Raw genomic sequence first — 21159 nt, 5'->3', positions numbered from 1 at the left:
CCTCTTTACTTTCACTCTGCGGCAGCTGACGCGTCATCAGCTGTCCCGCCAGCCATCAGGGCCGCAGCGCCTTGTCCGCCCGGGAGATACCGCAGACGCCGGAGCGCACCACTTCGATGATCTCGTTGGTCTGGGCGGCAGTCTTGATAAAGGCATCCAGCTTCTCGCTGGTGCCCACCAGCTGTACCGTGTACTGCTCGGGGGTGACGTCGACAATCTGGCCACGGAAGATATCTGCCAGCCGTTTCAGCTCGTCACGGGCCCCACCGGCGGCACGCGCCTTGACCAGCGCGATCTCCCGCTCGATATGCTCCCCTTCACTCAGGTCGCACACCTTGAGCACATCCACCAGCTTGTGCAGCTGCTTCTGGATCTGCTCCAGCACCCGCTCGTCACCCATGGTGACTATGGTCATGCGTGACAGGGTGGGATCCTCGGTCGGTGCCACCGTCAGGGTCTCGATGTTGTAGCCGCGCTGGGAGAAGAGGCCCACCACCCGGCTCAGGGCGCCGGATTCGTTCTCCAGCAGTACCGAAATGATATGCCTCATGATATTTCTCCCGCCTTGCTCAGCCACATCTCGTCTTTGATGGAACCAAACTTGAGCTCCTTGAGCACGACCGAAATAATATGCTCCATCGTCAGGTCCTCTCCGTCTTGCTCAGCCACATCTCATCCATGGCACCAAACTTGATCTGCATCGGATAGACGTGCTCATCCGGGTCGACCGAGATATCCATGAACACCAGCCGATCCTTCATGGCGAAGGCCTTCTCCATGGCGCTCTCCAGTTCTGCCGGATCGCTCACCGCGATGCCGACGTGGCCGTAGGCTTCCGCCAGTTTGACGAAGTCCGGCAGGGACTCCATGTAGGAGTGGCTGTGACGACCGCCGTAGAACATCTTCTGCCACTGCTTGACCATGCCCAGCGCACGGTTGTTGATGGAGATGATCTTGATGGGCACCCCGTACTGCATGCAGGTAGAGAGCTCCTGAATGTTCATCTGCACCGAGCCATCGCCGGTGACGCAGCAGACCACCGCATCCGGGTTGGCAAACTGGGCCCCCATGGCAGCCGGAATACCGAAGCCCATGGTGCCGAGGCCCCCTGAGTTGATCCACTGGCGCGGTTTGGCAAACGGGTAGTAGAGGGCAGCAAACATCTGGTGCTGGCCCACGTCGGAGGCGACGAACGCCTGACCCTGGGTCACCTTGTAGAGGGTCTCGATAACCTGTTGCGGCTTGATCTGGGTGGCCGACTTTTCGTAGGCCAGACAGTGACGGGAGCGCCACTGGTTGATCTGGCTCCACCAGTCCGCCAGCGCCTCCTTGTCGTTATCGAAGCCACACTCGCGGATCACTTCCAGCATCTGCTCCAGCACGGTTTCCACCGAGCCGACGATAGGCACATGGGCCTGCACCGTCTTGGAGATGGAGGTGGGGTCGATATCGATATGAACCACGGTCGCATTTGGGCAGAACTTGGCCACGTTGTTGGTGACGCGGTCATCGAAGCGGGCACCGACAGCGAAGATGAGATCCGCGTTGTGCATGGTCTTGTTGGCTTCGAAGGTGCCGTGCATCCCCAGCATGCCGATAAATTGCGGATGGACACCGGAGAAAGCCCCCAGCCCCATCAGGGTGGTGGTCACCGGCAGGTTCAGCAGCTCCGCCAGTTTGGTCACCAGATGATCCGCGTTGGCATTGATAGCGCCGCCGCCCACGTACATCACCGGGCGCTGGGCTTCTACCAGCAGCTTGGCTGCCCGCTTGATCTGCCCTTTATGGCCAGACTTGGTCGGGTTGTAGGAGCGCAGGGAGACCGTCTCGGGATACTGGTAGGGGAATTTTTCTTTCGGGTTCTGCACATCTTTGGGCAGATCCACCACCACCGGCCCCGGGCGGCCGCTGGCGGCAATGTAGTAGGCCTTCTTGATAGCCTCGGGAATATCGCTCGCCTTCTTGCACAGGAAACTGTGCTTCACCACCGGGCGGGAGATACCGATCATGTCGGTCTCCTGGAACGCATCCTCACCGATCATGCTGGTCGGCACCTGGCCGGAGAGGATCACCAGCGGAATGGAATCCATATAGGCGGTGGCAATACCGGTAATGCAGTTGGTCGCTCCCGGGCCTGACGTTACCAGCACAGTCCCCACCTTGCCGGTGGAACGGGCGTAACCGTCAGCCATGTGAACCGCGGCTTGCTCGTGCCGCACCAAGACATGCTCCATCTTGCCGTTTTCGAAGAGAGCGTCATAGATGTCGAGCACTGAGCCACCAGGGTAGCCGAAGACGTGCTCAACTCCCTGATCTTCCAGCGCTCTAACCACCATCTGGGCGCCTGATAACATCTCCATGATAAAGCCCTCCAGGCTTTGCTCCGTTTAGCGAATCCCGCCGACGATGCCGTGCTTCCCGGCACGGCCCGATCCGTTTCTTGTTGTTATCTGAATGCAGATCGGTCCAATTCAGCCCCGTCGACAGTAGAAAAAAAGGATTTTTCCGTCATTCACCCGAAAATAGGGTGAAAAACCAACTTAACCCGCTTCATAACGCTTGTCCACGGCTTTATCTGACCAGAACAGTCATACATTTCAACCGGCTATTAACATTCAATGACTTGCCGCAGCGACCATGAGACAAAAGGGAAGGAAGTCGGGGAATGGCCAGCGGATCATTCCGCAGAGGGGGAAAACAGCCACAAAAAAGCCCACCGCTCAGCGGTGGGCTTGATGCCGAATGATGAATCAGTTGTCCTGATCCGGCTCCGCCAGCCAGATCTGCTGATCCGGATCGGTCTCTTCACTGACCGAAATGCTGACACCCATATCGAGCAACTCGTGCAGGGTGAGATTGTCAGCCAGGTTCATGACTTCGCCGTTTTCATTGGTAAAGCGCATTTGCTCCGTCCTCTCCTTGGTGGGATCGCCTTTCAGTCTAGTCAACAACGCTCACTTGCGATAACCAGCAACTGGATAAACAGTCGCCCCCATCCAGCTCGCTCAGGCGATCACTCACCTCCTCCGGAAACAGGGTGCGCGCCCAGAGCCGCCGCGACAGAGAGGCCACGCTCTCGTCAGCGCCCGCCGCCAGCCAGCGGGCCAGCTCCCCTGCTACATCGGGGTAACAGACCGCCCCGGGCGAGGCGCTGTCGAGCCAGGTGCGCACCAGATTGGCATCGAGCACATCCATCAGGGTCGCCAGTCCCATCATCTCGAGGGTCTTGCCGTTGGTCAGCTGCTCGAACTGGCCGCCGAGGGGTTTGACCAGCAGCTTCTTGCCGAGAGTGAGCGCCTCGGAAGCCAGCTCGAAACCTGCGTTGGAGATTACGCCGCGACAACCGGCCAGCACGGCGATAAACCCGTGTCGCGACGGCGGCTCGAAGCGCAGATTGCGCCATTGGCTCGGGGTGCGAATGGCGGGGTGAAAGCAGACGAAGCGCTGCTGACCAAAGCGCGACAACAGGGCGGCGATCGCCTCGGTCTGCTCGAATGGCAGATAGACCAGGATCTCGCCGTTATCCGGCGCAGCGGCGATGGGGTCGATCACCGGCGGCAACAAGGGGTGACCAAAGTGAAACCAGTGCAGCCCGAGCGGCTGATCCACCGGGGCAAAGTGGCGCATCAGCTGACGGCTGACCCCATCCTCCCCCCAACGCGGAATGGGCCAGTTGAAGCTGGCCTGATGGCTGACGGTGAGGCTCGGCTTGCCATAGCGGCGGGCGGCGTGGGCGGTCAGCGGCTCAAAATCGCTCACCACCAGATCATATTCGCTACAATCGAGAGACCGCAGATCCCGCCAGAAGGTGAGCGGCGAGGCAGCTTGCAGGGTGCGCCACGGAGAAACTCGCCCCTCGTGACTGACAAAAGTGAGGCCGGGAAAGGCGCGGTAGGCGCCGAACTCCTCCATGTCGAAGTAGCGGTCGGCAGGGCGGCCGCTGAAGAGGTAATCCACCTCGACCCCTGCCGTGCGCAGCGCTCGCGCCAAAGTGCGACTGCGACTGATATGACCGTTGCCAGTGCCTTGCACCCCAAACAGTATCCTCATGAGTGACTCCAGCCGAGCGCCAGCACGGCGCAACCGCCACCCAGCAGGGCACCGGCCACCAGATCACTCAGGTAGTGTACCCCGAGCAGCAACCGGGATGCCCCCACCAGCGCCGCCCAGCCAAACAGCAGGGGCGCCCAGAGCGGAAAGCCGGTGGCCAGTATGGTGGCCATCAGAAAAGCGGCGGCGGTGTGACCGGAGGGGAGGCTGTAACGATCGGAAGGAGTGATAAAGACTGGCAAGCCGACCGGCCGTTGCCGTTTCAGGCTGTTTTTCAGCAGCAGATAGAGGGGCAGTTCGATGGCGAAGGCTAGCAGCGCCAGTCGCACCAGCTCCCGCTCTGCCTCCCCCTGCCACCAGAGCAAGGCGGCCAGCACAGCGTAAAGCGGGCCATCGCCGGTGCGGGAAATGAGACGACTCACCCTCGCCTGCTGCCGGTTGTAGCCGTGAAGCAGGCAGACCCGGCACACCTGCAGGTCCCATTGCTGGATCTTGTTCATATCCCCTCCTTCCCTGAATTCTGCTTGCAGAGTAAGAAAGCGGGATGACGTTACGTTGAACAAGGGATAACAGATTTATGAAAAAAGGGCCGAATGGCCCTTTTTAATCTCGATGTTGCGGCAAAATCAGTGGCTGCCGCGCAGACCGGTCTCCATCAGACGGCAGTTGTGGTCCGCCAGACGGGCCATGAAGTGCTCATCCACTTTCAGGCCAAACACCTGCTCGTAGAGATCTTTCATCACGAATGGCTGCCACATCATGCTGAGGAAGGAGATCTTCAGCATGTCGGGATCCAGGTTGTCACCCAGCTCACCGTTGGACTTCATGGTTTCCAGCAGGGCATCGAACTGCGGCAGCTGACGTTCCAGCAGGCGGTTCAGCACAAAATCCCGGCCCGGGCTCTTCTCGGTCGACAATGCGCTGGAGATGGCCGAGGTCAGCTCGCTGTTGGGCGCCATCACCTGATAGTAGGTGTTGAGCAGCTCGTTGAGGCTGTGATTGCTGTGTTCATCTTGCCAGGCATGGTCGAGGGGCTCGGCGACATCGCCCAGCACCGCTTTGTAAAGACCCTCTTTACTGCCGAAGTAGTAGTGGATCATTGCCAGATTGGAGCCAGCAAGCTCCGCGATTTCGCGTGTAGTTACCTTGCTATAGGGAGTATTGAGAAAACGCTCACGGGCGGCAGCAAGCAACTTGTCACGAATGTCAGAACGTCCGACCGGACGACCAGGTCTACGTTTTTCCATTTAACACCTCAGATAATTCAGCCAATGCTGATAAGTCGATCTGGTTGTGCAGAGAATAGAGCACAGCAGGAATGACCAGATAATCGGTCATGGGCCGAATATGGGACAAGGAAATTTGCAATCCTTTACAATCCGATTAAATACGTCAGCAGATTGCCCCTGACCTTCCGTGTTGACACAGCATAAAAATCTCGATATTGGTAAAAGCGTTATCGACTGGAAGGAATAACAACGTCATGCGTATCGCCACCCCGCTACTACTAATCTCCCTAATCGCGTTAACTCGCGCGGGATCCTTGTAGCCGGGCTAAGGCATAGCCGGAATTTACAAAAACCCGTGCACCCTGCACGGGTTTTTTTATGCCGCCGCAGGATGCACGTTACCGAACTTAGGAAGAGGGAAGTCACATGTCAGATCGGGTCATCATATTCGACACCACCTTGCGTGATGGTGAGCAGGCCCTGGCGGCCAGTTTGACAGTCAAGGAGAAGCTGCAGATCGCCCAGGCACTGGAGCGGCTCGGTGTCGACGTCATGGAGGTGGGCTTCCCGGTCTCTTCTCCCGGCGATTTTCAATCGGTGCAGACCATCGCCCGCCACATCAAAAACAGCCGAGTCTGCGCCCTCGCCCGCGCCCTGCCCAAGGATATCGACGCCGCCGGCGAAGCCTTGCGGGTCGCCGAGGCGTTTCGCATCCACACCTTTATCTCCACCTCCTCCATCCATGTTGAGAGCAAGCTGAAAAAGAGCTTCGAGGATGTGCTGGAGATGGGGGTCAGCGCCATCAAGCACGCGCTGCGCTACACCGATGATGTGGAGTTCTCCTGCGAGGATGCGGGCCGCACGCCGATCGATAACCTCTGCCGCATGGTGGAGGCCGCCATCAAGGCGGGGGCCCGTACCATCAATATCCCCGATACCGTGGGCTACACGGTGCCGACCGAGTTCTCCGGCATCATCCACACCCTGTTCAACCGGGTCCCCAACATCGACAAGGCGATCATCTCGGTCCACTGCCACGATGATCTGGGGCTCTCGGTGGCCAACTCCATCGGCGCGGTGCAGATGGGGGCCCGCCAGATCGAGTGCACCATCAACGGCATCGGCGAGCGGGCGGGCAACTGCTCGCTGGAAGAGGTGGCGATGATCCTCAAAACCCGCGCCGATCTGCTCGGGGTGCAAACCAATATCCGTCACAACGAAATTCATCGCACCAGCACGCTGGTCAGCCAGCTCTGCAACATGCCGGTGCAGCCCAACAAGGCGATCGTCGGGGCCAACGCCTTCTCCCATAGCTCCGGCATCCATCAGGATGGGGTGCTCAAGGCGAAAAATACCTACGAAATCATCACTCCCGAGAGCATCGGCCTGACCCAGAACAACCTCAACATGACTTCCCGCTCCGGCCGCCACGTTATCAAGCACCGGATGGAGTCCATGGGCTACGCCGAGAGCAGCTACGACCTCGACCACCTCTACGGCAAGTTCCTGACCCTGGCCGACAAGAAGGGGCAGGTATTCGACTACGACCTCGAAGCGCTGGCCTTCTTCAGCCAGATCCACGAGGAGCCCGAGCATTTCAAGCTGGAGTACCTCGGGGTGCAGAGCGGCAGCTCGGTACTGGCCACCGCCTCGGTCAAATTGAAAGTGGGGCAGGATCTGATCTGCGAAGCGGCCACCGGCAATGGCCCGGTGGATGCGGTCTACCAGTGCATCAACCGCATCACCGGCTATGAGATCCGCATCGACAAATATGCCCTCAAGAGCAAGGGCGAAGGGGAAGATGCCCTCGGTCAGGTCGATATCGTCGCCGAGTACAAGGGGCGCAAATTCCACGGCATGGGACTGGCCACCGACATCATCGAATCCTCGGCCCACGCCCTGCTCCATGTGATCAACAGCATCTGGCGCGCCGATCAGGTGGCCGAGCAGATGGAGCGCAATAACAGCATCAAATCAGAAACCGTCTGAACAGGGCTCGGAACCAAACAGATGGAATGGAATGACAGCATCAAATCGGAAACCGTCTGAGCAGGACTCGCAGCCACACAGACGGCATGGAATGACAACATCGGGACGGGGAACGTCTGAACCGGGAACCGCGCGCAGCGTCGGGAAAAACGGGCAGAGGGATCTCAAAGACAATATCAGGATGGAGAGTGTATGAGCAGTTATCGGATTGCAGTATTGCCGGGTGACGGCATTGGCCCGGAAGTGATGGCCGAAGCCGTCAAGGTGCTGGAGAAGGTGCAGGCCAGGTTCGGCCTCGCCTTCGAGTATGATCACCATGACGTGGGCGGTATCGCCATCGACAACCACGGCACCCCGCTGCCGCAAAGCACCATCAAAGGCTGTGAAGCGGCCGATGCTGTGCTGTTTGGCTCAGTCGGCGGCCCGAAATGGGAACATCTGCCACCCAACGATCAGCCTGAGCGTGGCGCCCTGCTGCCCCTGCGCGCCCACTTCAAGCTGTTCTGCAACCTGCGTCCGGCCCGTATCTACACCGGCCTCGAGCAGTTCTCCCCGCTGCGCGCCGATATCTCCGATCGCGGTTTTGATATCGCCTGCGTGCGCGAGCTGACCGGTGGCATCTACTTCGGCCAACCCAAGGGGCGCGAGGGAGAAGGGGCGAACGAAAAGGCGTTCGACACCGAGGTGTACCATCGCTTCGAGATTGAGCGCATCGCCAAGATTGCCTTTGAGTCGGCTCGCGTGCGCCGTGGCAAGGTCACCTCCATCGACAAGGCCAATGTGCTCGCCTCTTCCATTCTGTGGCGCGAGGTGGTGACGCAAGTCGCCAAGTCCTATCCGGACGTAACCCTCAACCATATGTACATCGATAACGCGACCATGCAGCTCATCAAGGATCCGTCCCAGTTCGATGTGCTGCTCTGCTCCAACCTGTTCGGTGACATCCTCTCCGACGAGTGCGCCATGATCACCGGCTCCATGGGACTGCTCCCCTCCGCCAGCCTCAACGAATCGGGTTTCGGCCTGTTCGAACCGGCCGGTGGTTCGGCCCCGGATATCGCCGGCAAAGGGATTGCCAACCCCATCGCCCAGATCCTCTCCGCCGCCCTGATGCTGCGTTACAGCTTAGGGATGGAGGCTGCCGCCCAGGCCATTGAGCAGGCCGTGGCCCAGACCCTGGCCGAGGGTTACTTCACCGCCGACCTGCATCAGGCCAGCGCCCGCCATCCGGTGCAGAGCACGTCCGAGATGGGTAGCCAGATCGCCGCCCGGATCTGAGCTGCATAACAGAAAACAAGGAAGAGAGAAGCAATGGCCAAGACCCTCTATCAGAAAGTATTCGACGCCCACGTGGTACGGGAAGTGGAAGGGGAGACCCCCCTCATCTACATCGACCGCCATCTGGTGCATGAAGTGACCAGCCCGCAGGCATTTGACGGCCTGCGCGCCATGAACCGCCAGCTGCGCCGCCCGGACCTGACCTGGGCCACCATGGATCACAACGTCTCCACCACCACCAAGGACATCGCCGCCTCCGGCGAGATGGCCCGCATCCAGATGGAGACGCTCGCCGATAACTGCAAGGCGTTCGGGGTTCGCCTCTACGATCTCAACCACAAATATCAGGGGATCGTCCATGTGATGGGCCCCGAGCTCGGCATCACCCTGCCCGGCACCACCATCGTCTGCGGCGACTCCCACACCGCCACTCACGGCGCCTTCGGCTCGCTGGCGTTCGGCATCGGCACTTCCGAGGTGGAGCATGTGATGGCCACCCAGACCCTGAAACAGGGCCGCGCCAAGACCATGCGCATTTCGGTCAACGGCAAGCTGGCCGAGGGGATCAGCGCCAAGGACGTGGTGTTGGCCATTATCGGCAAGGTCGGCCATGCCGGTGGTACCGGCTACGTGGTGGAGTTTGCTGGCGATGCCATTGCGGGCCTCTCCATGGAAGGGCGGATGACGGTGTGCAACATGGCCATCGAGCTGGGCGCCAAGGCCGGCATGATAGCCCCCGACCAGACCACCATCGACTACATTCGTGGCAAGGAGTTTGCCCCCAAGGGCGAGGTACTGGAGCAGGCCATCGCCTACTGGCAGAGCCTCAAGAGCGATGAAGGTGCCCATTTCGATGCCGAAGTAGTGCTGGATGCCGCCGATATCGCCCCGCAGGTCACCTGGGGTACCAACCCGGGCCAGGTGATTGCCGTCAATGAGCCGATTCCGGCACCGGAATCCTTCAGCGATCTGATGGAACAGCAATCCGCCCGCAAGGCGCTCGCCTACATGGACTTGCAACCGGGCCAGAAGCTCTCCGACGTTGCCATCGACAAGGTGTTTATCGGGTCGTGCACCAACAGCCGCATCGAGGATCTGCGTGCGGCCGCCGCCATCGCACGCGGTCGCAAGGTGGCCACTGGCGTGCAGGCGCTGGTGGTGCCGGGTTCCGAGCAGGTGAAGGCGCAGGCCGAAGCCGAGGGGCTGGACAAGATCTTCATCGAGGCCGGTTTTGAGTGGCGCCTGCCCGGCTGCTCCATGTGTCTGGCCATGAACAACGACCGGCTGCAACCGGGAGAGCGCTGCGCCTCCACCAGCAACCGTAACTTCGAAGGGCGTCAGGGCCGCGCAGGCCGCACCCATCTGGTCAGCCCGGCCATGGCCGCCGCCGCCGCCGTCACCGGCCGCTTCGCCGACATTCGCGCACTGTAAGAGGACATTTAGATGACAGGATTCAAACAGCATAAAGGGATCGTCGTCCCCCTCGACAGCGCCAACGTCGACACCGACGCCATCATTCCGAAGCAGTTTTTGCAAAAAGTAAACCGCATCGGTTTTGGCAAGCACCTGTTCCATGACTGGCGCTTCCTGGACGATGCCGGCCAGCAGCCCAACCCCGAGTTTGTACTGAACCAGCCGCAATTCGCCGGTGCCAGCATTCTGCTGGCCCGCGAGAACTTCGGCTGCGGCTCGAGCCGCGAGCACGCCCCATGGGCGCTGGCGGACTACGGCTTCAAGACCATCATTGCCCCAAGCTTTGCCGACATTTTCTACAGCAACGCCATCAACAACGGCATGGTACCGGTGCGTCTGAAGGAGGAGGAGGTCGACGCCCTGTTCCAGCTGGTGGCCGCCCAGCCGGGCATCGAGATCGAGGTGGATCTGGAAGCGAATAAGGTGCGCGCAGCTAGCCTCTGCTTCGGTTTCGAGATCGATGAATTCCGCCGTTACTGTCTGCTCAACGGCTTGGATGCCATCGGTCTGACCCTGCAGCACGAGGCCGCCATCAGCGCCTTTGAGGCGAAGCAGCCGAGCTGGATTTAACGCGCCAGTTGCAAAAAAACGAGTAGAATCAACAGGGAGCTTCGGCTCCCTGTTTTACTGCCCGCTACGCTTCCCACTTTGGGCCACCGGAACTGGCCCGTGCCACAGGAAAGGATGATGAAGAGACCGACGGCAATCCCTCTGCTCTGTGCCCTGCTGCTTGCCCTGCCAGCGGGGGCCAATCAAACCAGCTTCAACAACAGCCTCGGCCAGATCAGCGTCGGCTGGCAGGATAGCGAAGGCAAACCCCAACAGCTCACCTACCGGCTCGAACAGGGCAAGTTGCCGCCTCTTATCGCCTATCGCCCGGCGAGAATGCAGGAGGAGGTATTGCAAGTGTTGCTGCGGGAGGTGCGCCAGAACTACCCCGAGGTGCAGTTCACCCTCGCCCGTCCCTCGCTGGAGCTGCATCTGAAAAGCCGCAATCAGGACAAGGCGCGCGAGGCGATGGCCTTTCTGCAGTCCAAGCGGAGCAAAGAGGAGCAGGCGTGGCTGACCAAACACTACTTCCAGTACTTCAACACCCCGGACGGGCAGCTGGCGGTGAAGCAGGATCATGTGCGCATCGCGCTGGAGAGTCGCAGCGGGCTGGCTCCGCTGGCGGATCAACTCAAGCAGCAGGGCAGCACCGAAACGGAAGCGCGCCAGAAAACCGTGGCCCATATGCTCACCTTTATCCAGAGCATCCCCTATCAGCAGCTCGATAGCCTGAACGGCAGGCAGGGCAAGGGATTTCTATCTCCCCGTCAGGTGCTGGAGCAGAACCGGGGCGACTGCGACAGCAAGGTAACCCTGATGGCCGCCATGCTGGCTCAGCTCTTTCCCGAACTGAAACAGGCCATGGTGTTCGTCCCCGGCCATGCCCTGCTGGCCGTTGACCTGCCCGCCAAGCCGGGGGATGTGACCATCAACTGGCAGGGGCAGAACTACCTGCTGCTCGAACCTACCGGTCCCGCCACCTTGCCTGCGGGCCAAATAGCATCGACCAGCAAAACGCTGGTCGATAGCAAGCAGTTGAGTGTGCAGCCGGTTCAGGAGAAAGGTTAATCCCCTCCCTCTGCCGATGGGGAGAGAGGATTAACCCTGAGGCAGAAACTCTACCGCCAGCAGCAACCCGCTCTCCTCCTCCAGCACCCGGATAATACGGGCATGGGCTTCAAAGGGAGGCAACAGGTTGTTGTTGGTGGCAAGACTGATCCGGATGGGCTGATTGATGTCGAGCTGGTGTTCAGAGACCGCAATCCCCATGCCGTTGGCACTGAGATCTCGGCAGATCCCCTCCAGCACCAGCTGCTGCTGATAGACGGTGACCGGAGCATTGATGACCATGCGCGCAAAGGCACGCCTTTCCTTGGTATTGGTAAGCACGCGAACATCCTCTGTTGGGTGGGCGTCATCTCATGGGTATTGCACAATTGTGCTGGTCTACCCAAAAGAACGTTAATACAATGCGGTTCGTTTCTCAAACGGGGTGCGGTTTACCGCTGAGATTATACCCGTGTACCTGATCCAGATAATGCTGGCGGAGGAATTTGAGGCATGGCGCTCATTTTTTGCGCCCTCACCCGCTGGCACCTCGTTATTAACAAGTAATAGGGAGTGCCACCCATGAAGACCCTGCTGCTGGTCACCACCGGCCTGCTGTCGGCCAATGTGTTCGCCGCCGATACTCTCACCGTCTACACCTACAGCTCCTTCACTGCCGAGTGGGGTCCGGGGCCCAAGATCAAACAGGCCTTCGAGAAAGCGTGCGACTGCACCCTCAATCTGGTTCCCCTCGAAGATGGGGTCGCCATCCTCAACCGGCTGCGGCTGGAGGGCAACCACAGCAAGGCCGATCTGGTGCTGGGGCTCGACGATGCCCTCATCAGCGAAGCCAAGCAAAGCGGCCTGTTCTCCCCTCATCCTGCCAAGCTGGATGGCATCAAGGTGCCGGGTGGCTGGCAGGATGACACCTTCATCCCCTACGACTACGGCTACTTCGCCTTTGTTTATGACAAGGACAAACTCAAGCAGCCACCCAAAAGCCTGAAAGAACTGGTGGAGCGCCCCGACCTCAAAGTGATCTATCAGGATCCCCGTACCTCCACCCCGGGGCAGGGGCTGATGCTGTGGATGAAGTCTGTCTACGGCGACAAGGCGCCTGCCGCCTGGACCGAGCTTGCCAAAAAGACCGTCACCGTCACCAAGGGGTGGTCAGAGGCCTATGGCATGTTCCTCGATGGTGAAGCGGACATGGTGCTCTCCTACACCACCTCTCCGGCCTATCATCTGATTGCCGAGAACAAGCCCCAGTATCAGGCTGCCGCCTTCGAAGAGGGTCACTACCGTCAGGTAGAAGTGGCTGCCAAGCTGAAGAGCGCCAAACAGGAGAAGCTGGCTGACCAGTTCCTGCAATTTATGGTGAGCCCCGCCTTCCAGCAGGAAATCCCGACCGGCAACTGGATGTATCCGGTGATCGACACGCCGCTGCCCAAGGGCTTCGAGCAGATGATCACCGTAGCCAAGCCGCTCGCCTTCAGCAGCGATGAGGTGGCCGCCAATCGCAAAGGGTGGATCCGCGAGTGGCTGCAAGCCGTCACCCAGTGAGCCGTTATCTGAAACTACAGGCTCGTCCCCTCTGGTGGTTGCCGGGCAGTGTAGCCACCCTGTTGATCCTGCTGTTATCTCTCGGCCCGCTCGCGGCCCTATTGTGGCAGGCCGGTTCACTGGCCCCCCGCACCCTGCTCGCAGATCCTTATCTGCGTCATGTGCTGGGCTTCAGTCTGGGGCAGGCACTGCTCTCCACTCTGCTAAGCCTGGGGCTGGCCATTCCGGTGGCCCGCGCGCTGGCGCGGCGCCGTTTCATTGGCCGAACCCTGCTGATCAAGCTGTTTGGTCTCTCGCTGGTACTGCCGGTCATCATCGCCATCTTCGGCATAGTAGCGGTACACGGTAAGCAAGGGTGGCTACCGCAACAGCTACGGTCACTGGGGCTGGATCCCGGCAACTACCTCTACGGCCTGTTCGGCATCCTGCTGGCCCATGTCTTTTTCAACATGCCGCTGGCGGCCCGCCTGATGCTGCAGAGCATAGAGAGCATCCCCGAATCGAGCTGGCGCCTCGCCAGCCAGCTCGGCATGCGCTCATCCCACATCTTTCGGCTGCTGGAGTGGCCGCTTATTCGCGGCATATTGCCGGGGCTGGCTAGTCTCATCTTTATGCTCTGCTTCACCAGCTTCACCACAGTGCTGGCGCTGGGAGGCGGCCCCAAATCCACCACTCTGGAGGTGGCCGTCTATCAGGCGCTGCGCTTTGACTTCGATCTCGCCACCGCGGGCGGACTGGCGCTGGTGCAGCTGATCCTGACCGCCGCCCTGCTCGCCCTGCAACACAAGCTGCAGAGCACCCCGGCCAGTCGGGTGACACCCCGTCACCCCTGCCTGCGGCCGGACCGTCATCAGCCGGGCACGACCGTGGTGGATCTGCTCTCGCTCGGCATCGGGTTCGCCATTTTTCTGCCGCCGCTGCTGGCCATCGTCGTCGCCGGCCTCCACCCCGGTCTGCTGACGGCGCTCACCTCCAGCAAGCTATGGCAGGCGAGCGGCCAGTCGCTGCTGATTGCGCTGGCGGCGGGCACCCTGGCGACCCTGCTTGGCAGCGGCCTGCTACTCACCAGCCGTCACCTCAAGGTACGTACCCGCCAGCGGCGAGCTGCCGCCCTGTGGGAGGCCAGCGGTTCGGTGATCCTGATGATCCCGGCGGTGGTGCTCTCCACCGGTCTCTTCATCCTGTTTATGCCGTTCGCCGATGTGTTCGCCCTCGGCCCCTGGCTGGTGGTGCTGGTCAACGCCCTGATGGCGCTACCCTATGTGCTGCGCACCCTCTCCGCTCCCATGCAGCTGGCGGTGCGCCAGTATGACCGGCTGGCGGACAGCCTGGGGGTACGCGGCCTGCATCGCCTGCGGCTGGTGGAGTGGCCGCTGCTGCGCCGCCCGCTGGCACTGGCGATGGCACTGTCGATGATCCTCTCGTTGGGGGATCTCGGCGCCATCGCCATGTTTGGCAGCCAGGAGCTCACCACCCTGCCCTGGCTGCTCTACCAGCAGCTCGGCAGCTATCGATTGACCGAGGCGGCCGCCACCGCTCTGCTGTTGCTGACACTCTGTTTCTCCCTGTTCTGGCTGGTGGAGCGGGGTCTTGGAGGAAAACATGCTGAACATTGATACGCTTGCGACCAGCTACCCCGACTGGCGCGTCAGCTTCAGCGCGACCCTGCCCAAGGGGGAGATCACCGCGCTGATTGGCCCAAGCGGCGCGGGCAAGTCGACCCTGCTCGGGATGATCGCCGGCTTCGTGCCGGTGGAATCAGGCCGCCTCAGTTTCGATGGTGAAGACCTGCTGCCACTAGGCCCCGCCGAGCGACCGGTCACCACCCTGTTTCAGGATCACAACCTGTTCCTCCATCTGTCGGTGTTCGACAATATCGCCATCGGCTTGCACCCGGGCCTGCGCCTGAGTGCCGCCGAACGGGCACAGGTGATCGATGCAGCCGGGCGGGTTGGCCTTGGTGAGATGTTAGACCGCCAGCCTGAACAGCTCTCCGGCGGCCAGCAGCAGCGGGTCGGGCTGGCTCGCGCGCTGGTACGCGGCAAACCGCTGCTGCTGCTGGATGAGCCCTTCTCGGCCCTCGATCCCGCCCTGCGCCGGGAGATGCTGGCGGAAGTGGCGAGGCTAGCCTGCGAACAGGGCATTACCGTACTGATGGTCTCCCACAATCCGGAAGATGCTCAGCTGATTGCCGATCAGGTGCTCTTTGTCGACGAGGGCCGCATCGCCCTGCAAGGCAAGCCGGATATTCTGCAAAACAGCGACCACCCGGGGCTGCTGCGCTACCTTGGACAGTGACCCAAGGACACAGAACTGGTGACGTGATCAAAAAAGGGAAGCCAAGTGGCTTCCCTTTTTCATATGAAGATAGTCAGCTAAATCAGAGATTTTCCTCGGCGAACGAAGCCAGTCGGCTGCGCACCACGCCATTGAGAAAAATGTTGGCACTGCCGTCAAAATCCTTGAAACGCTCGACGATGTAGGTGAGACCCGAGGTCACAGGGCTCAGATAGTTGGAGTCGATCTGGGCCAGGTTACCGGAGCAGACGATCTTGGTACCCTCGCCGCAGCGGGTGATGATGGTCTTGATCTGGGATGCAGTCAGGTTCTGGCACTCATCCAGCAGCACGAAGGTGTTCTGGATGCTGCGCCCGCGCATGAAGTTGACCGATTTGAACTGGATATTGGCCTTCTCCATGATGTAGCTGAGCGAGCCGCTCATGTTCTCGTCCTGCTTGTGCAGCACCTCCAGGGTGTCGGTCACCGCCGCCAGCCAGGGCATCATCTTCTCCTCTTCGGTGCCGGGCAGGAAGCCGATACTTTCGGCAATTTCCGGGGTATTCCGGGTGACGATCACCTTCTCGTAAATGCCCTTCTCAATCACCAACTCCAGCGCAGCAGCCATGGCCAGCAAGGTCTTGCCGCAACCCGCAGGGCCGGTCAGGATCACCAGATCGATGTGCGGATCGAGCAGTGCATCAAGCGCCATCCCCTGATAGACGTTCTTGGGATGCACACCCCACGCCTTGCGGGACATCAGCCGCTCGCGGCCCAGATCCTTGATGCGGATCTTGTTGCCATCGTGGCTGAGTACCCGGGCGGCGAAGAAATTCTCTTCATCCACCAGATACTGGTTTACGTGAACCCCTTCCAGCAGATTGGCATCGATCACATGGATGGTGTCGCGGCCGTGGGTCTCGCTCTCGCACTCGCCAACCCGCTCCCAGAAGCTGCCGGGCACCACCTGAAAACCCTTGGCCAGCAGGCGGATATCGTCGATCAGCTGGTCGCTGCGGTAATCTTCAACGTGAGCAAGCCCGGCCCCCTTGGCCTTGAGGCGCATGTTGATGTCTTTGGTGACCAGCACCACCTGACGCTTCAACTCGTGCTTTTGCAGATAGAGGGCCGCGTTGATGATGCGGTTGTCGGCCTCCTTGTCGGTAAACACCTCGGCATCCTGCGGCAGATGGTGATCGCTGAAGATGCAGATATTGCCGCTCGCTTCACCAGCCAGCGGAACGCCTTGGGTGATCTGATCCGGGGTTGCATCGCGGAACACATCTTCCAGCGCACGAATGGCCACCCGCGCGTCGCGGCTGACATCCTTGTTGCGATCCTTGATGTTATCGAGCTCTTCCAGCACCGTCATGGGGATGAGCACGTCGTGCTCTTTGAAGGAGTAGATAGCGAGGGGTTCGTGAAGCAGAACGTTGGTATCCAGGATAAACAGCTTTCGGTCCGTATTGTCCATAAGCATCCTCCTTGGCACTGAAGGGCCACGTGTGTGAATCTCAGATGTCATTGAAACCACACGGCCGTGACAGTTTTATTACCCTCAACGCTACGCCCGATTTTACTATCGCGCAACAAATCACTTGGCCGCCTGATTTGATTGCGCATAAAAACAGCAATACAAAGACCGGCACTGTGGCCGGTCTTTTTTCTATCGTTCAACTACTTGGGCATGTCTGTCAGCCGCACTTGGAGTCGCCGCAGTTGAGGCAGGTCATGCAGCCATCCTTCAGCACCAGCGCCTTGGTGTGGCACTTGTAGCAGAGCGCGGCATTGGCCGGGAAACCGCTGCCAGCCTGTTGCTCCTCGGCCTCCTGAGCCGCCTTCAACTCGGCCTGCTTCTCGGCCAGAAACGCCTGCTGATGCTCGTCCAACCCCGGCGCCTTGAGCATGCCTATCTCGGTGAGATGGCTCTCAATCACGTTGCCAATTTCGGCGATCAGCGATGGAACGTACTTGCCCTTGTTCCAGTATCCGCCCTTGGGATCAAACACCGAGCGCAGCTCCTCCACCAGGAAAGTGACATCCCCACCCTTGCGGAATACGGCGGAGATAATGCGGGTCAGCGCCACGATCCACTGGTAGTGTTCCAAGCTCTTTGAGTTGATGAAGATCTCGAACGGACGGCGGGTTTCGTGCACCGTGCCCTCGTTGAGAATGATGTCGTTAATGGTGATGAACAGCGAGTGCTCGGAGACATGTTCCGGCGTCTTCAGCTTGTAGGTGGTGCCCATCAGTCGCTCCGGACGCAACACGGTTTCGTGCATGTGCACCACGTCATCCTGCGGGGCCAGCTCTTCTTGCGGCTCATCCTTGGTACGCACCTTGTAGGCGACGATTTTCTTGTCGATCTTTTTGACCATAATGTCGTTCTCAGAATTTACCGTAATAGCCTTCTTTCAAGGCGTCGTAGAGGTTGGCGGCAGTGTGCAGCTCACCATCGTATTCAATCTCTTCGTTCCCCTTGACGGAGATGACGGAGCCATCCTCCAGGGTGAAATCGTACAGGGTGTTCTCCAGATCCTTCTCCTTCACCAGCACGCCCTGGAAGGCCTCCGGATTGAAGCGGAAGGTAGTGCAGCCCTTGAGGCCAGAGTCCGAGGCATACATGTAGATGTCCTTGAACTGCTCGAACGGGAAATCGGTCGGCACGTTGGCAGTCTTGGAGATGGAGGAGTCGATCCAGCGCTGGGCCGCAGCCTGAATGTCCACATGTTGCGCCGGGGTGATGTCATCAGCAGTAATGAAGTAGTCCGGCAGACGGCTCGCCTCAACATCGGCATAGGGCATGGCCGCCGGATTCACCAGCTCGCGATAGGCCAGCAGCTCGAAGGAGTAGACATCCACGCTCTCCTTGCTCTTCTTGCCCGGCTTGATGACGTTGCGGCTGTAGTGGTGGGCAAAACTCGGCTCGATGCCGTTGCTGGCATTGTTGGCCAGAGACAGCGAGATGGTGCCGGTGGGCGCGATACTGCTGTGGTGAGTGAAACGCCCACCCACTTCGGCCAGCTCGGCCACCAGAGCAGGATCCACCTCGGCAACCTGTTGCATGTAACGGCTGTAGCGTGCGTGCAGCACCTTGCCCTTCACCTTGTCGCCCACCTTGATGCCATCAGCCGCCATTTCCGGGCGCAGACGCAGCATCTTGCCGGTCACTTCGAACTCCTGCTCCATGATGGGGGCTGGGCCCTTCTCCTTGGCAAGACGCAGGGACTCCTGCCAGCCGGTCATCGCCAGCTCCTGGGATACCTGCTCGGTAAAGGCTACGGATGCCGCAGAGCCGTACTTGATCTGCAGCATGGTGAGGGTCGAACCAAGACCCAGGAAACCCATGCCATGCCGGCGCTTGGCTGTGATCTCCTCGCGCTGTTTGGCCAGTGGCAGTTGGTTGATCTCCACCACGTTGTCGAGCATGCGAGTAAAGATGGCCACCACCTTGCGAAACGCCTGCCAATCGAATGCCGCGTTTTCAGTAAAAGGGTCGCGCACAAACTTGGTCAGATTGACCGAGCCCAGCAGGCAGGCGCCATAAGGCGGCAACGGCTGCTCACCACAGGGGTTAGTCGCGCGGATCTCTTCACAGAACCAGTTGTTGTTCATCTGGTTGACCTTGTCGATCAGGATGAAGCCGGGCTCTGCATAGTCATAGGTGGAGGTCATGATGACATTCCACAGCTTGCGGGCGGGCATGGTCTTGTAGACCTTGCAGGCGACCTGCCCCAACTCGTTGAATACAACCCCTTCCTTGTTGGGCCAGTCGGCCCATAGCACCTGAGCAGGATCGTCCAGCGCAATGCCATCCTGCTCCACCTCTTTGGCGGTGTAGGGGAAGATCAGCGACCAGGGGGCATCCTCTTTCACCGCCTTGACGAAATCTTCGGTGATGAGCAGGGAGAGGTTGAACTGACGCAGGCGGCCATCTTCACGTTTGGCCTGAATAAACTCGATCACATCGGGATGGCGGATATCCATGGTGCCCATCTGGGCACCGCGACGGCCACCGGCTGACGAGACGGTGAAACACATCTTGTCATAGATATCCATGAAGGAGAGCGGGCCGGAAGTGTAGGCACCGGCACCGGAGACAAAGGCACCGCGCGGGCGCAGAGTCGAGAAGTCATAGCCGATACCGCACCCGGCTTTCAGGGTCAGACCGGCCTCGTGCACCTTGCCAAGGATATCGTCCATCGAATCTTCGATGGTACCGGAAACAGTACAGTTGATGGTTGAAGTAGCAGGCTTGTGCTCAAACGCCCCCGCATTGGAGGTGATGCGCCCCGCCGGAATGGCACCATTGCGCAGCGCCCACAGGAACGGCTCATACCAGGCCTCCGGTTCCAGCTCCTGCTCTGCCAACGCACGGGCAACCCGCTGGTAAGTCTCATCGATAGAGCTGTCGATGGGCATGCCATCCTTGCTCTTGAGGCGATACTTGCTATCCCAGATCTCGAGGGACGTTTCCTGCATGGGGATAAGGCGGGAGCCAAGCTCACTCTCCAGCACCGGGTTCGATTTAGCCATTTTCAATCAACCTTATGTGAATGCATCGACATCATGACAACAGCAGAAAACACAACCAATAGTGCCATATAAAATTAATGACACAACATATAGTACAACTGATGCCATGAGGGCGCCGATTCTAACCTAAAAAAATGCCCCGGCCAGCAGATTTCTGCGCCAGGGCACTTAACTGATTAATTTGCTGAGAGATTTAACACTCAGAGATAGATCAGGGCTTCTTGACGTAAACGGACGGCGTTTCACCCGCCATATTCAGATAGAACTCATAGACGCCATCAGCATCCGGTGAGAACTTCATGTCCTCATACTTGGAGCAGGGGTTAACCGGCACCGCCTCACCACCCAACACGACAACACCATCACTCGGGCTCTTGTAACCAAAGTTGGTACCGCAGCTCCAGCCTGAATCAGCAAACTTGAACTTGTAGGGGGCCCACTCTTTCTTGAGGGTGCCTTTGGCCATATAGAGCTTGTCGGCCACCTTGACTACCTTGCTTTCATCAGTCGCCATCCAGTCGTTCATCTCCCCGCGCAGGTAGATGGACTTGCCACCGAAGTCGCTGTTGTCTGCCCCCGCCTGCTCTGCACCACCATTGGATGCGCAACCGCCTAATACCAGGGTTCCCGCCGCCAGCATCATCGTTACTGTTCTTTTGAACATGGGTCTATTCCTTAAATTATTGTGATTCCTTGGTCCATCAATATGGACTGAAGAATTAAACCAGAGGAAACATCACGAGAAAGGTAGAGGCATCACATTCTGTGTTTTATATATCCAACCCATTGAACCAGTGAGCAAATATCGAACAGGAAAAGAGGTCTTTTTGGGGCTTTAGAAGGGTAATCAATGAATGACAAGAAGGGGAAAGTCTAATAATTCGGTGACGTGCTGAATTGCAGCCAATAAAAAACCCCGCTCATTGAGCGGGGTTTCTTGTATTGGGTGCCTGGCAGTGTCCTACTCTCGCATGGCGAATGCCACACTACCATCGGCGCTACCGCGTTTCACTTCTGAGTTCGGCATGGGATCAGGTGGTTCCACGGCGCTATGGCCGCCAGGCAAATTCTTCAATCTGTGAAAGCTGATGTAAGTAGTTTCGTATTCGTTACAAGGCTCGAAACACTTCTTGGGTGTTGTATGGTTAAGCCTCACGGGTAATTAGTA

The 21159-nt window shown here is 59.3% G+C and carries 19 protein-coding genes, 1 rRNA gene and 1 riboswitch; of the genes, 8 read left to right on the top strand and 12 right to left on the bottom strand.

The window, feature by feature from the left end:
- Positions 1 to 55: 55 nt before the first annotated feature.
- From ilvN to AB5Y67_RS04000, 6 genes are all read right to left on the bottom strand, one after another.
- The gene (gene ilvN / locus AB5Y67_RS04025; RefSeq protein ID WP_005311605.1) at positions 56 to 550 is read right to left on the bottom strand and encodes an acetolactate synthase small subunit; all 495 of its coding nucleotides are present in this window, start codon (positions 548 to 550) and stop codon (positions 56 to 58) included.
- Positions 551 to 641: 91 nt separating this feature from the next.
- Positions 642 to 2360 carry an acetolactate synthase 3 large subunit gene (locus tag AB5Y67_RS04020; protein ID WP_005339146.1) on the bottom strand — a complete coding sequence of 573 codons (1719 nt, stop codon included), beginning with the start codon at positions 2358 to 2360 and terminating at the stop codon, positions 642 to 644.
- A gap of 390 nt (positions 2361 to 2750) precedes the next feature.
- Entirely contained in the window at positions 2751 to 2903 is a 153-nt protein-coding gene (locus AB5Y67_RS04015) for a hypothetical protein (RefSeq protein ID WP_005341188.1), read from the bottom strand.
- Positions 2904 to 2940: 37 nt separating this feature from the next.
- Complete coding sequence (locus AB5Y67_RS04010) at positions 2941 to 4050, bottom strand: MJ1255/VC2487 family glycosyltransferase (protein ID WP_005349173.1); 1110 nt, start codon at positions 4048 to 4050, stop codon at positions 2941 to 2943.
- Positions 4047 to 4550, bottom strand: a complete 504-nt coding sequence (locus AB5Y67_RS04005; protein WP_005339149.1) for a phosphatase PAP2 family protein — start codon at positions 4548 to 4550, stop codon at positions 4047 to 4049. Before AB5Y67_RS04005 ends, AB5Y67_RS04010 begins: the two co-directional genes overlap by 4 nt.
- Before the next feature lie 126 nt (positions 4551 to 4676).
- Positions 4677 to 5297 (bottom strand): TetR/AcrR family transcriptional regulator, encoded by a 621-nt coding sequence (locus AB5Y67_RS04000; protein WP_005349170.1) that lies wholly within the window; start codon positions 5295 to 5297, stop codon positions 4677 to 4679.
- A gap of 408 nt (positions 5298 to 5705) precedes the next feature.
- Here AB5Y67_RS04000 and leuA point away from each other — a divergent pair, with 408 nt between their 5' ends.
- The 5 genes from leuA to AB5Y67_RS03975 all read left to right on the top strand — a co-directional run bounded on the left by leuA (position 5706) and on the right by AB5Y67_RS03975 (position 11636).
- Complete coding sequence (gene leuA, locus AB5Y67_RS03995; protein ID WP_139493758.1) at positions 5706 to 7268, top strand: 2-isopropylmalate synthase; 1563 nt, start codon at positions 5706 to 5708, stop codon at positions 7266 to 7268.
- 192 nt (positions 7269 to 7460) lie between these two features.
- Positions 7461 to 8546: a 3-isopropylmalate dehydrogenase gene (leuB, locus tag AB5Y67_RS03990; protein WP_199427662.1), complete on the top strand. Its 1086-nt coding sequence runs from the start codon at positions 7461 to 7463 to the stop codon at positions 8544 to 8546.
- 33 nt (positions 8547 to 8579) lie between these two features.
- Complete coding sequence (gene leuC / locus AB5Y67_RS03985; RefSeq protein ID WP_199427661.1) at positions 8580 to 9977, top strand: 3-isopropylmalate dehydratase large subunit; 1398 nt, start codon at positions 8580 to 8582, stop codon at positions 9975 to 9977.
- Positions 9978 to 9989: 12 nt separating this feature from the next.
- Positions 9990 to 10589, top strand: a complete 600-nt coding sequence (gene leuD / locus AB5Y67_RS03980) for a 3-isopropylmalate dehydratase small subunit (RefSeq protein WP_199427660.1) — start codon at positions 9990 to 9992, stop codon at positions 10587 to 10589.
- Positions 10590 to 10706: 117 nt separating this feature from the next.
- Positions 10707 to 11636: a transglutaminase domain-containing protein gene (locus AB5Y67_RS03975; protein WP_199427666.1), complete on the top strand. Its 930-nt coding sequence runs from the start codon at positions 10707 to 10709 to the stop codon at positions 11634 to 11636.
- A 30-nt stretch (positions 11637 to 11666) separates the two neighbouring features.
- Here the strand turns inward: AB5Y67_RS03975 and AB5Y67_RS03970 are convergent, their stop codons facing one another.
- On the bottom strand, positions 11667 to 11957 hold the full coding sequence (locus AB5Y67_RS03970; protein WP_005339160.1) for a PilZ domain-containing protein: 291 nt from the start codon (positions 11955 to 11957) through the stop codon (positions 11667 to 11669).
- 89 nt (positions 11958 to 12046) lie between these two features.
- A riboswitch (TPP riboswitch) is annotated at positions 12047 to 12137 on the top strand.
- Between the two features lie 60 nt (positions 12138 to 12197).
- Between AB5Y67_RS03970 and thiB the strand changes: the two genes are divergently transcribed.
- From thiB to thiQ, 3 genes are read left to right on the top strand one after another with little or no spacing between them, the layout of a single operon-like run.
- Positions 12198 to 13178 carry a thiamine ABC transporter substrate binding subunit gene (gene thiB / locus AB5Y67_RS03965; protein WP_199427659.1) on the top strand — a complete coding sequence of 327 codons (981 nt, stop codon included), beginning with the start codon at positions 12198 to 12200 and terminating at the stop codon, positions 13176 to 13178.
- On the top strand, positions 13175 to 14794 hold the full coding sequence (gene thiP, locus AB5Y67_RS03960) for a thiamine/thiamine pyrophosphate ABC transporter permease (RefSeq protein WP_199427665.1): 1620 nt from the start codon (positions 13175 to 13177) through the stop codon (positions 14792 to 14794). The genes thiB and thiP overlap by 4 nt, the downstream gene beginning before the upstream one ends.
- Positions 14781 to 15476 carry a thiamine ABC transporter ATP-binding protein gene (gene thiQ / locus AB5Y67_RS03955; protein WP_199427658.1) on the top strand — a complete coding sequence of 232 codons (696 nt, stop codon included), beginning with the start codon at positions 14781 to 14783 and terminating at the stop codon, positions 15474 to 15476. The genes thiP and thiQ overlap by 14 nt, the downstream gene beginning before the upstream one ends.
- An 82-nt stretch (positions 15477 to 15558) precedes the next feature.
- Here the strand turns inward: thiQ and AB5Y67_RS03950 are convergent, their stop codons facing one another.
- The 5 genes from AB5Y67_RS03950 to rrf form a co-directional block, all read right to left on the bottom strand.
- Positions 15559 to 16929 carry a PhoH family protein gene (locus tag AB5Y67_RS03950; RefSeq protein WP_005358170.1) on the bottom strand — a complete coding sequence of 457 codons (1371 nt, stop codon included), beginning with the start codon at positions 16927 to 16929 and terminating at the stop codon, positions 15559 to 15561.
- Between the two features lie 220 nt (positions 16930 to 17149).
- Positions 17150 to 17833: an NrdJb gene (locus AB5Y67_RS03945; RefSeq protein ID WP_041210370.1), complete on the bottom strand. Its 684-nt coding sequence runs from the start codon at positions 17831 to 17833 to the stop codon at positions 17150 to 17152.
- 10 nt (positions 17834 to 17843) lie between these two features.
- A complete protein-coding gene (locus tag AB5Y67_RS03940; RefSeq protein ID WP_042080514.1) occupies positions 17844 to 19991 on the bottom strand; it encodes an adenosylcobalamin-dependent ribonucleoside-diphosphate reductase in 2148 nt (715 codons plus the stop codon).
- A 211-nt stretch (positions 19992 to 20202) separates the two neighbouring features.
- Positions 20203 to 20655, bottom strand: coding sequence for a pullulanase (locus AB5Y67_RS03935; protein WP_042080513.1), 453 nt, complete (start codon positions 20653 to 20655; stop codon positions 20203 to 20205).
- Positions 20656 to 20939: 284 nt separating this feature from the next.
- Positions 20940 to 21054: ribosomal RNA gene (gene rrf, locus AB5Y67_RS03930) — 5S ribosomal RNA — on the bottom strand.
- Positions 21055 to 21159 lie beyond the last annotated feature (105 nt).

Origin of the sequence: Aeromonas sp. s12 (assembly GCF_040907925.1) — a bacterium.
Classification (GTDB): Bacteria; Pseudomonadota; Gammaproteobacteria; order Enterobacterales; family Aeromonadaceae; genus Aeromonas; species Aeromonas veronii.
Note: the sequence above shows the minus strand (reverse complement) of the source record. Positions and strands in the feature narration are given on the sequence as shown.

Coding starts and splice junctions, on each gene's coding strand:
- ilvN (WP_005311605.1), bottom strand. CDS start 550: ATGAGGCATATCATTTCGGTACTGCTGGAGAACGAATCCGGCGCCCTG.
- AB5Y67_RS04020 (WP_005339146.1), bottom strand. CDS start 2,360: ATGGAGATGTTATCAGGCGCCCAGATGGTGGTTAGAGCGCTGGAAGAT.
- AB5Y67_RS04015 (WP_005341188.1), bottom strand. CDS start 2,903: ATGCGCTTTACCAATGAAAACGGCGAAGTCATGAACCTGGCTGACAAT.
- AB5Y67_RS04010 (WP_005349173.1), bottom strand. CDS start 4,050: ATGAGGATACTGTTTGGGGTGCAAGGCACTGGCAACGGTCATATCAGT.
- AB5Y67_RS04005 (WP_005339149.1), bottom strand. CDS start 4,550: ATGAACAAGATCCAGCAATGGGACCTGCAGGTGTGCCGGGTCTGCCTG.
- AB5Y67_RS04000 (WP_005349170.1), bottom strand. CDS start 5,297: ATGGAAAAACGTAGACCTGGTCGTCCGGTCGGACGTTCTGACATTCGT.
- leuA (WP_139493758.1), top strand. CDS start 5,706: ATGTCAGATCGGGTCATCATATTCGACACCACCTTGCGTGATGGTGAG.
- leuB (WP_199427662.1), top strand. CDS start 7,461: ATGAGCAGTTATCGGATTGCAGTATTGCCGGGTGACGGCATTGGCCCG.
- leuC (WP_199427661.1), top strand. CDS start 8,580: ATGGCCAAGACCCTCTATCAGAAAGTATTCGACGCCCACGTGGTACGG.
- leuD (WP_199427660.1), top strand. CDS start 9,990: ATGACAGGATTCAAACAGCATAAAGGGATCGTCGTCCCCCTCGACAGC.
- AB5Y67_RS03975 (WP_199427666.1), top strand. CDS start 10,707: ATGAAGAGACCGACGGCAATCCCTCTGCTCTGTGCCCTGCTGCTTGCC.
- thiB (WP_199427659.1), top strand. CDS start 12,198: ATGAAGACCCTGCTGCTGGTCACCACCGGCCTGCTGTCGGCCAATGTG.
- thiQ (WP_199427658.1), top strand. CDS start 14,781: ATGCTGAACATTGATACGCTTGCGACCAGCTACCCCGACTGGCGCGTC.
- AB5Y67_RS03950 (WP_005358170.1), bottom strand. CDS start 16,929: ATGGACAATACGGACCGAAAGCTGTTTATCCTGGATACCAACGTTCTG.
- AB5Y67_RS03945 (WP_041210370.1), bottom strand. CDS start 17,833: ATGGTCAAAAAGATCGACAAGAAAATCGTCGCCTACAAGGTGCGTACC.
- AB5Y67_RS03940 (WP_042080514.1), bottom strand. CDS start 19,991: ATGGCTAAATCGAACCCGGTGCTGGAGAGTGAGCTTGGCTCCCGCCTT.
- AB5Y67_RS03935 (WP_042080513.1), bottom strand. CDS start 20,655: ATGTTCAAAAGAACAGTAACGATGATGCTGGCGGCGGGAACCCTGGTA.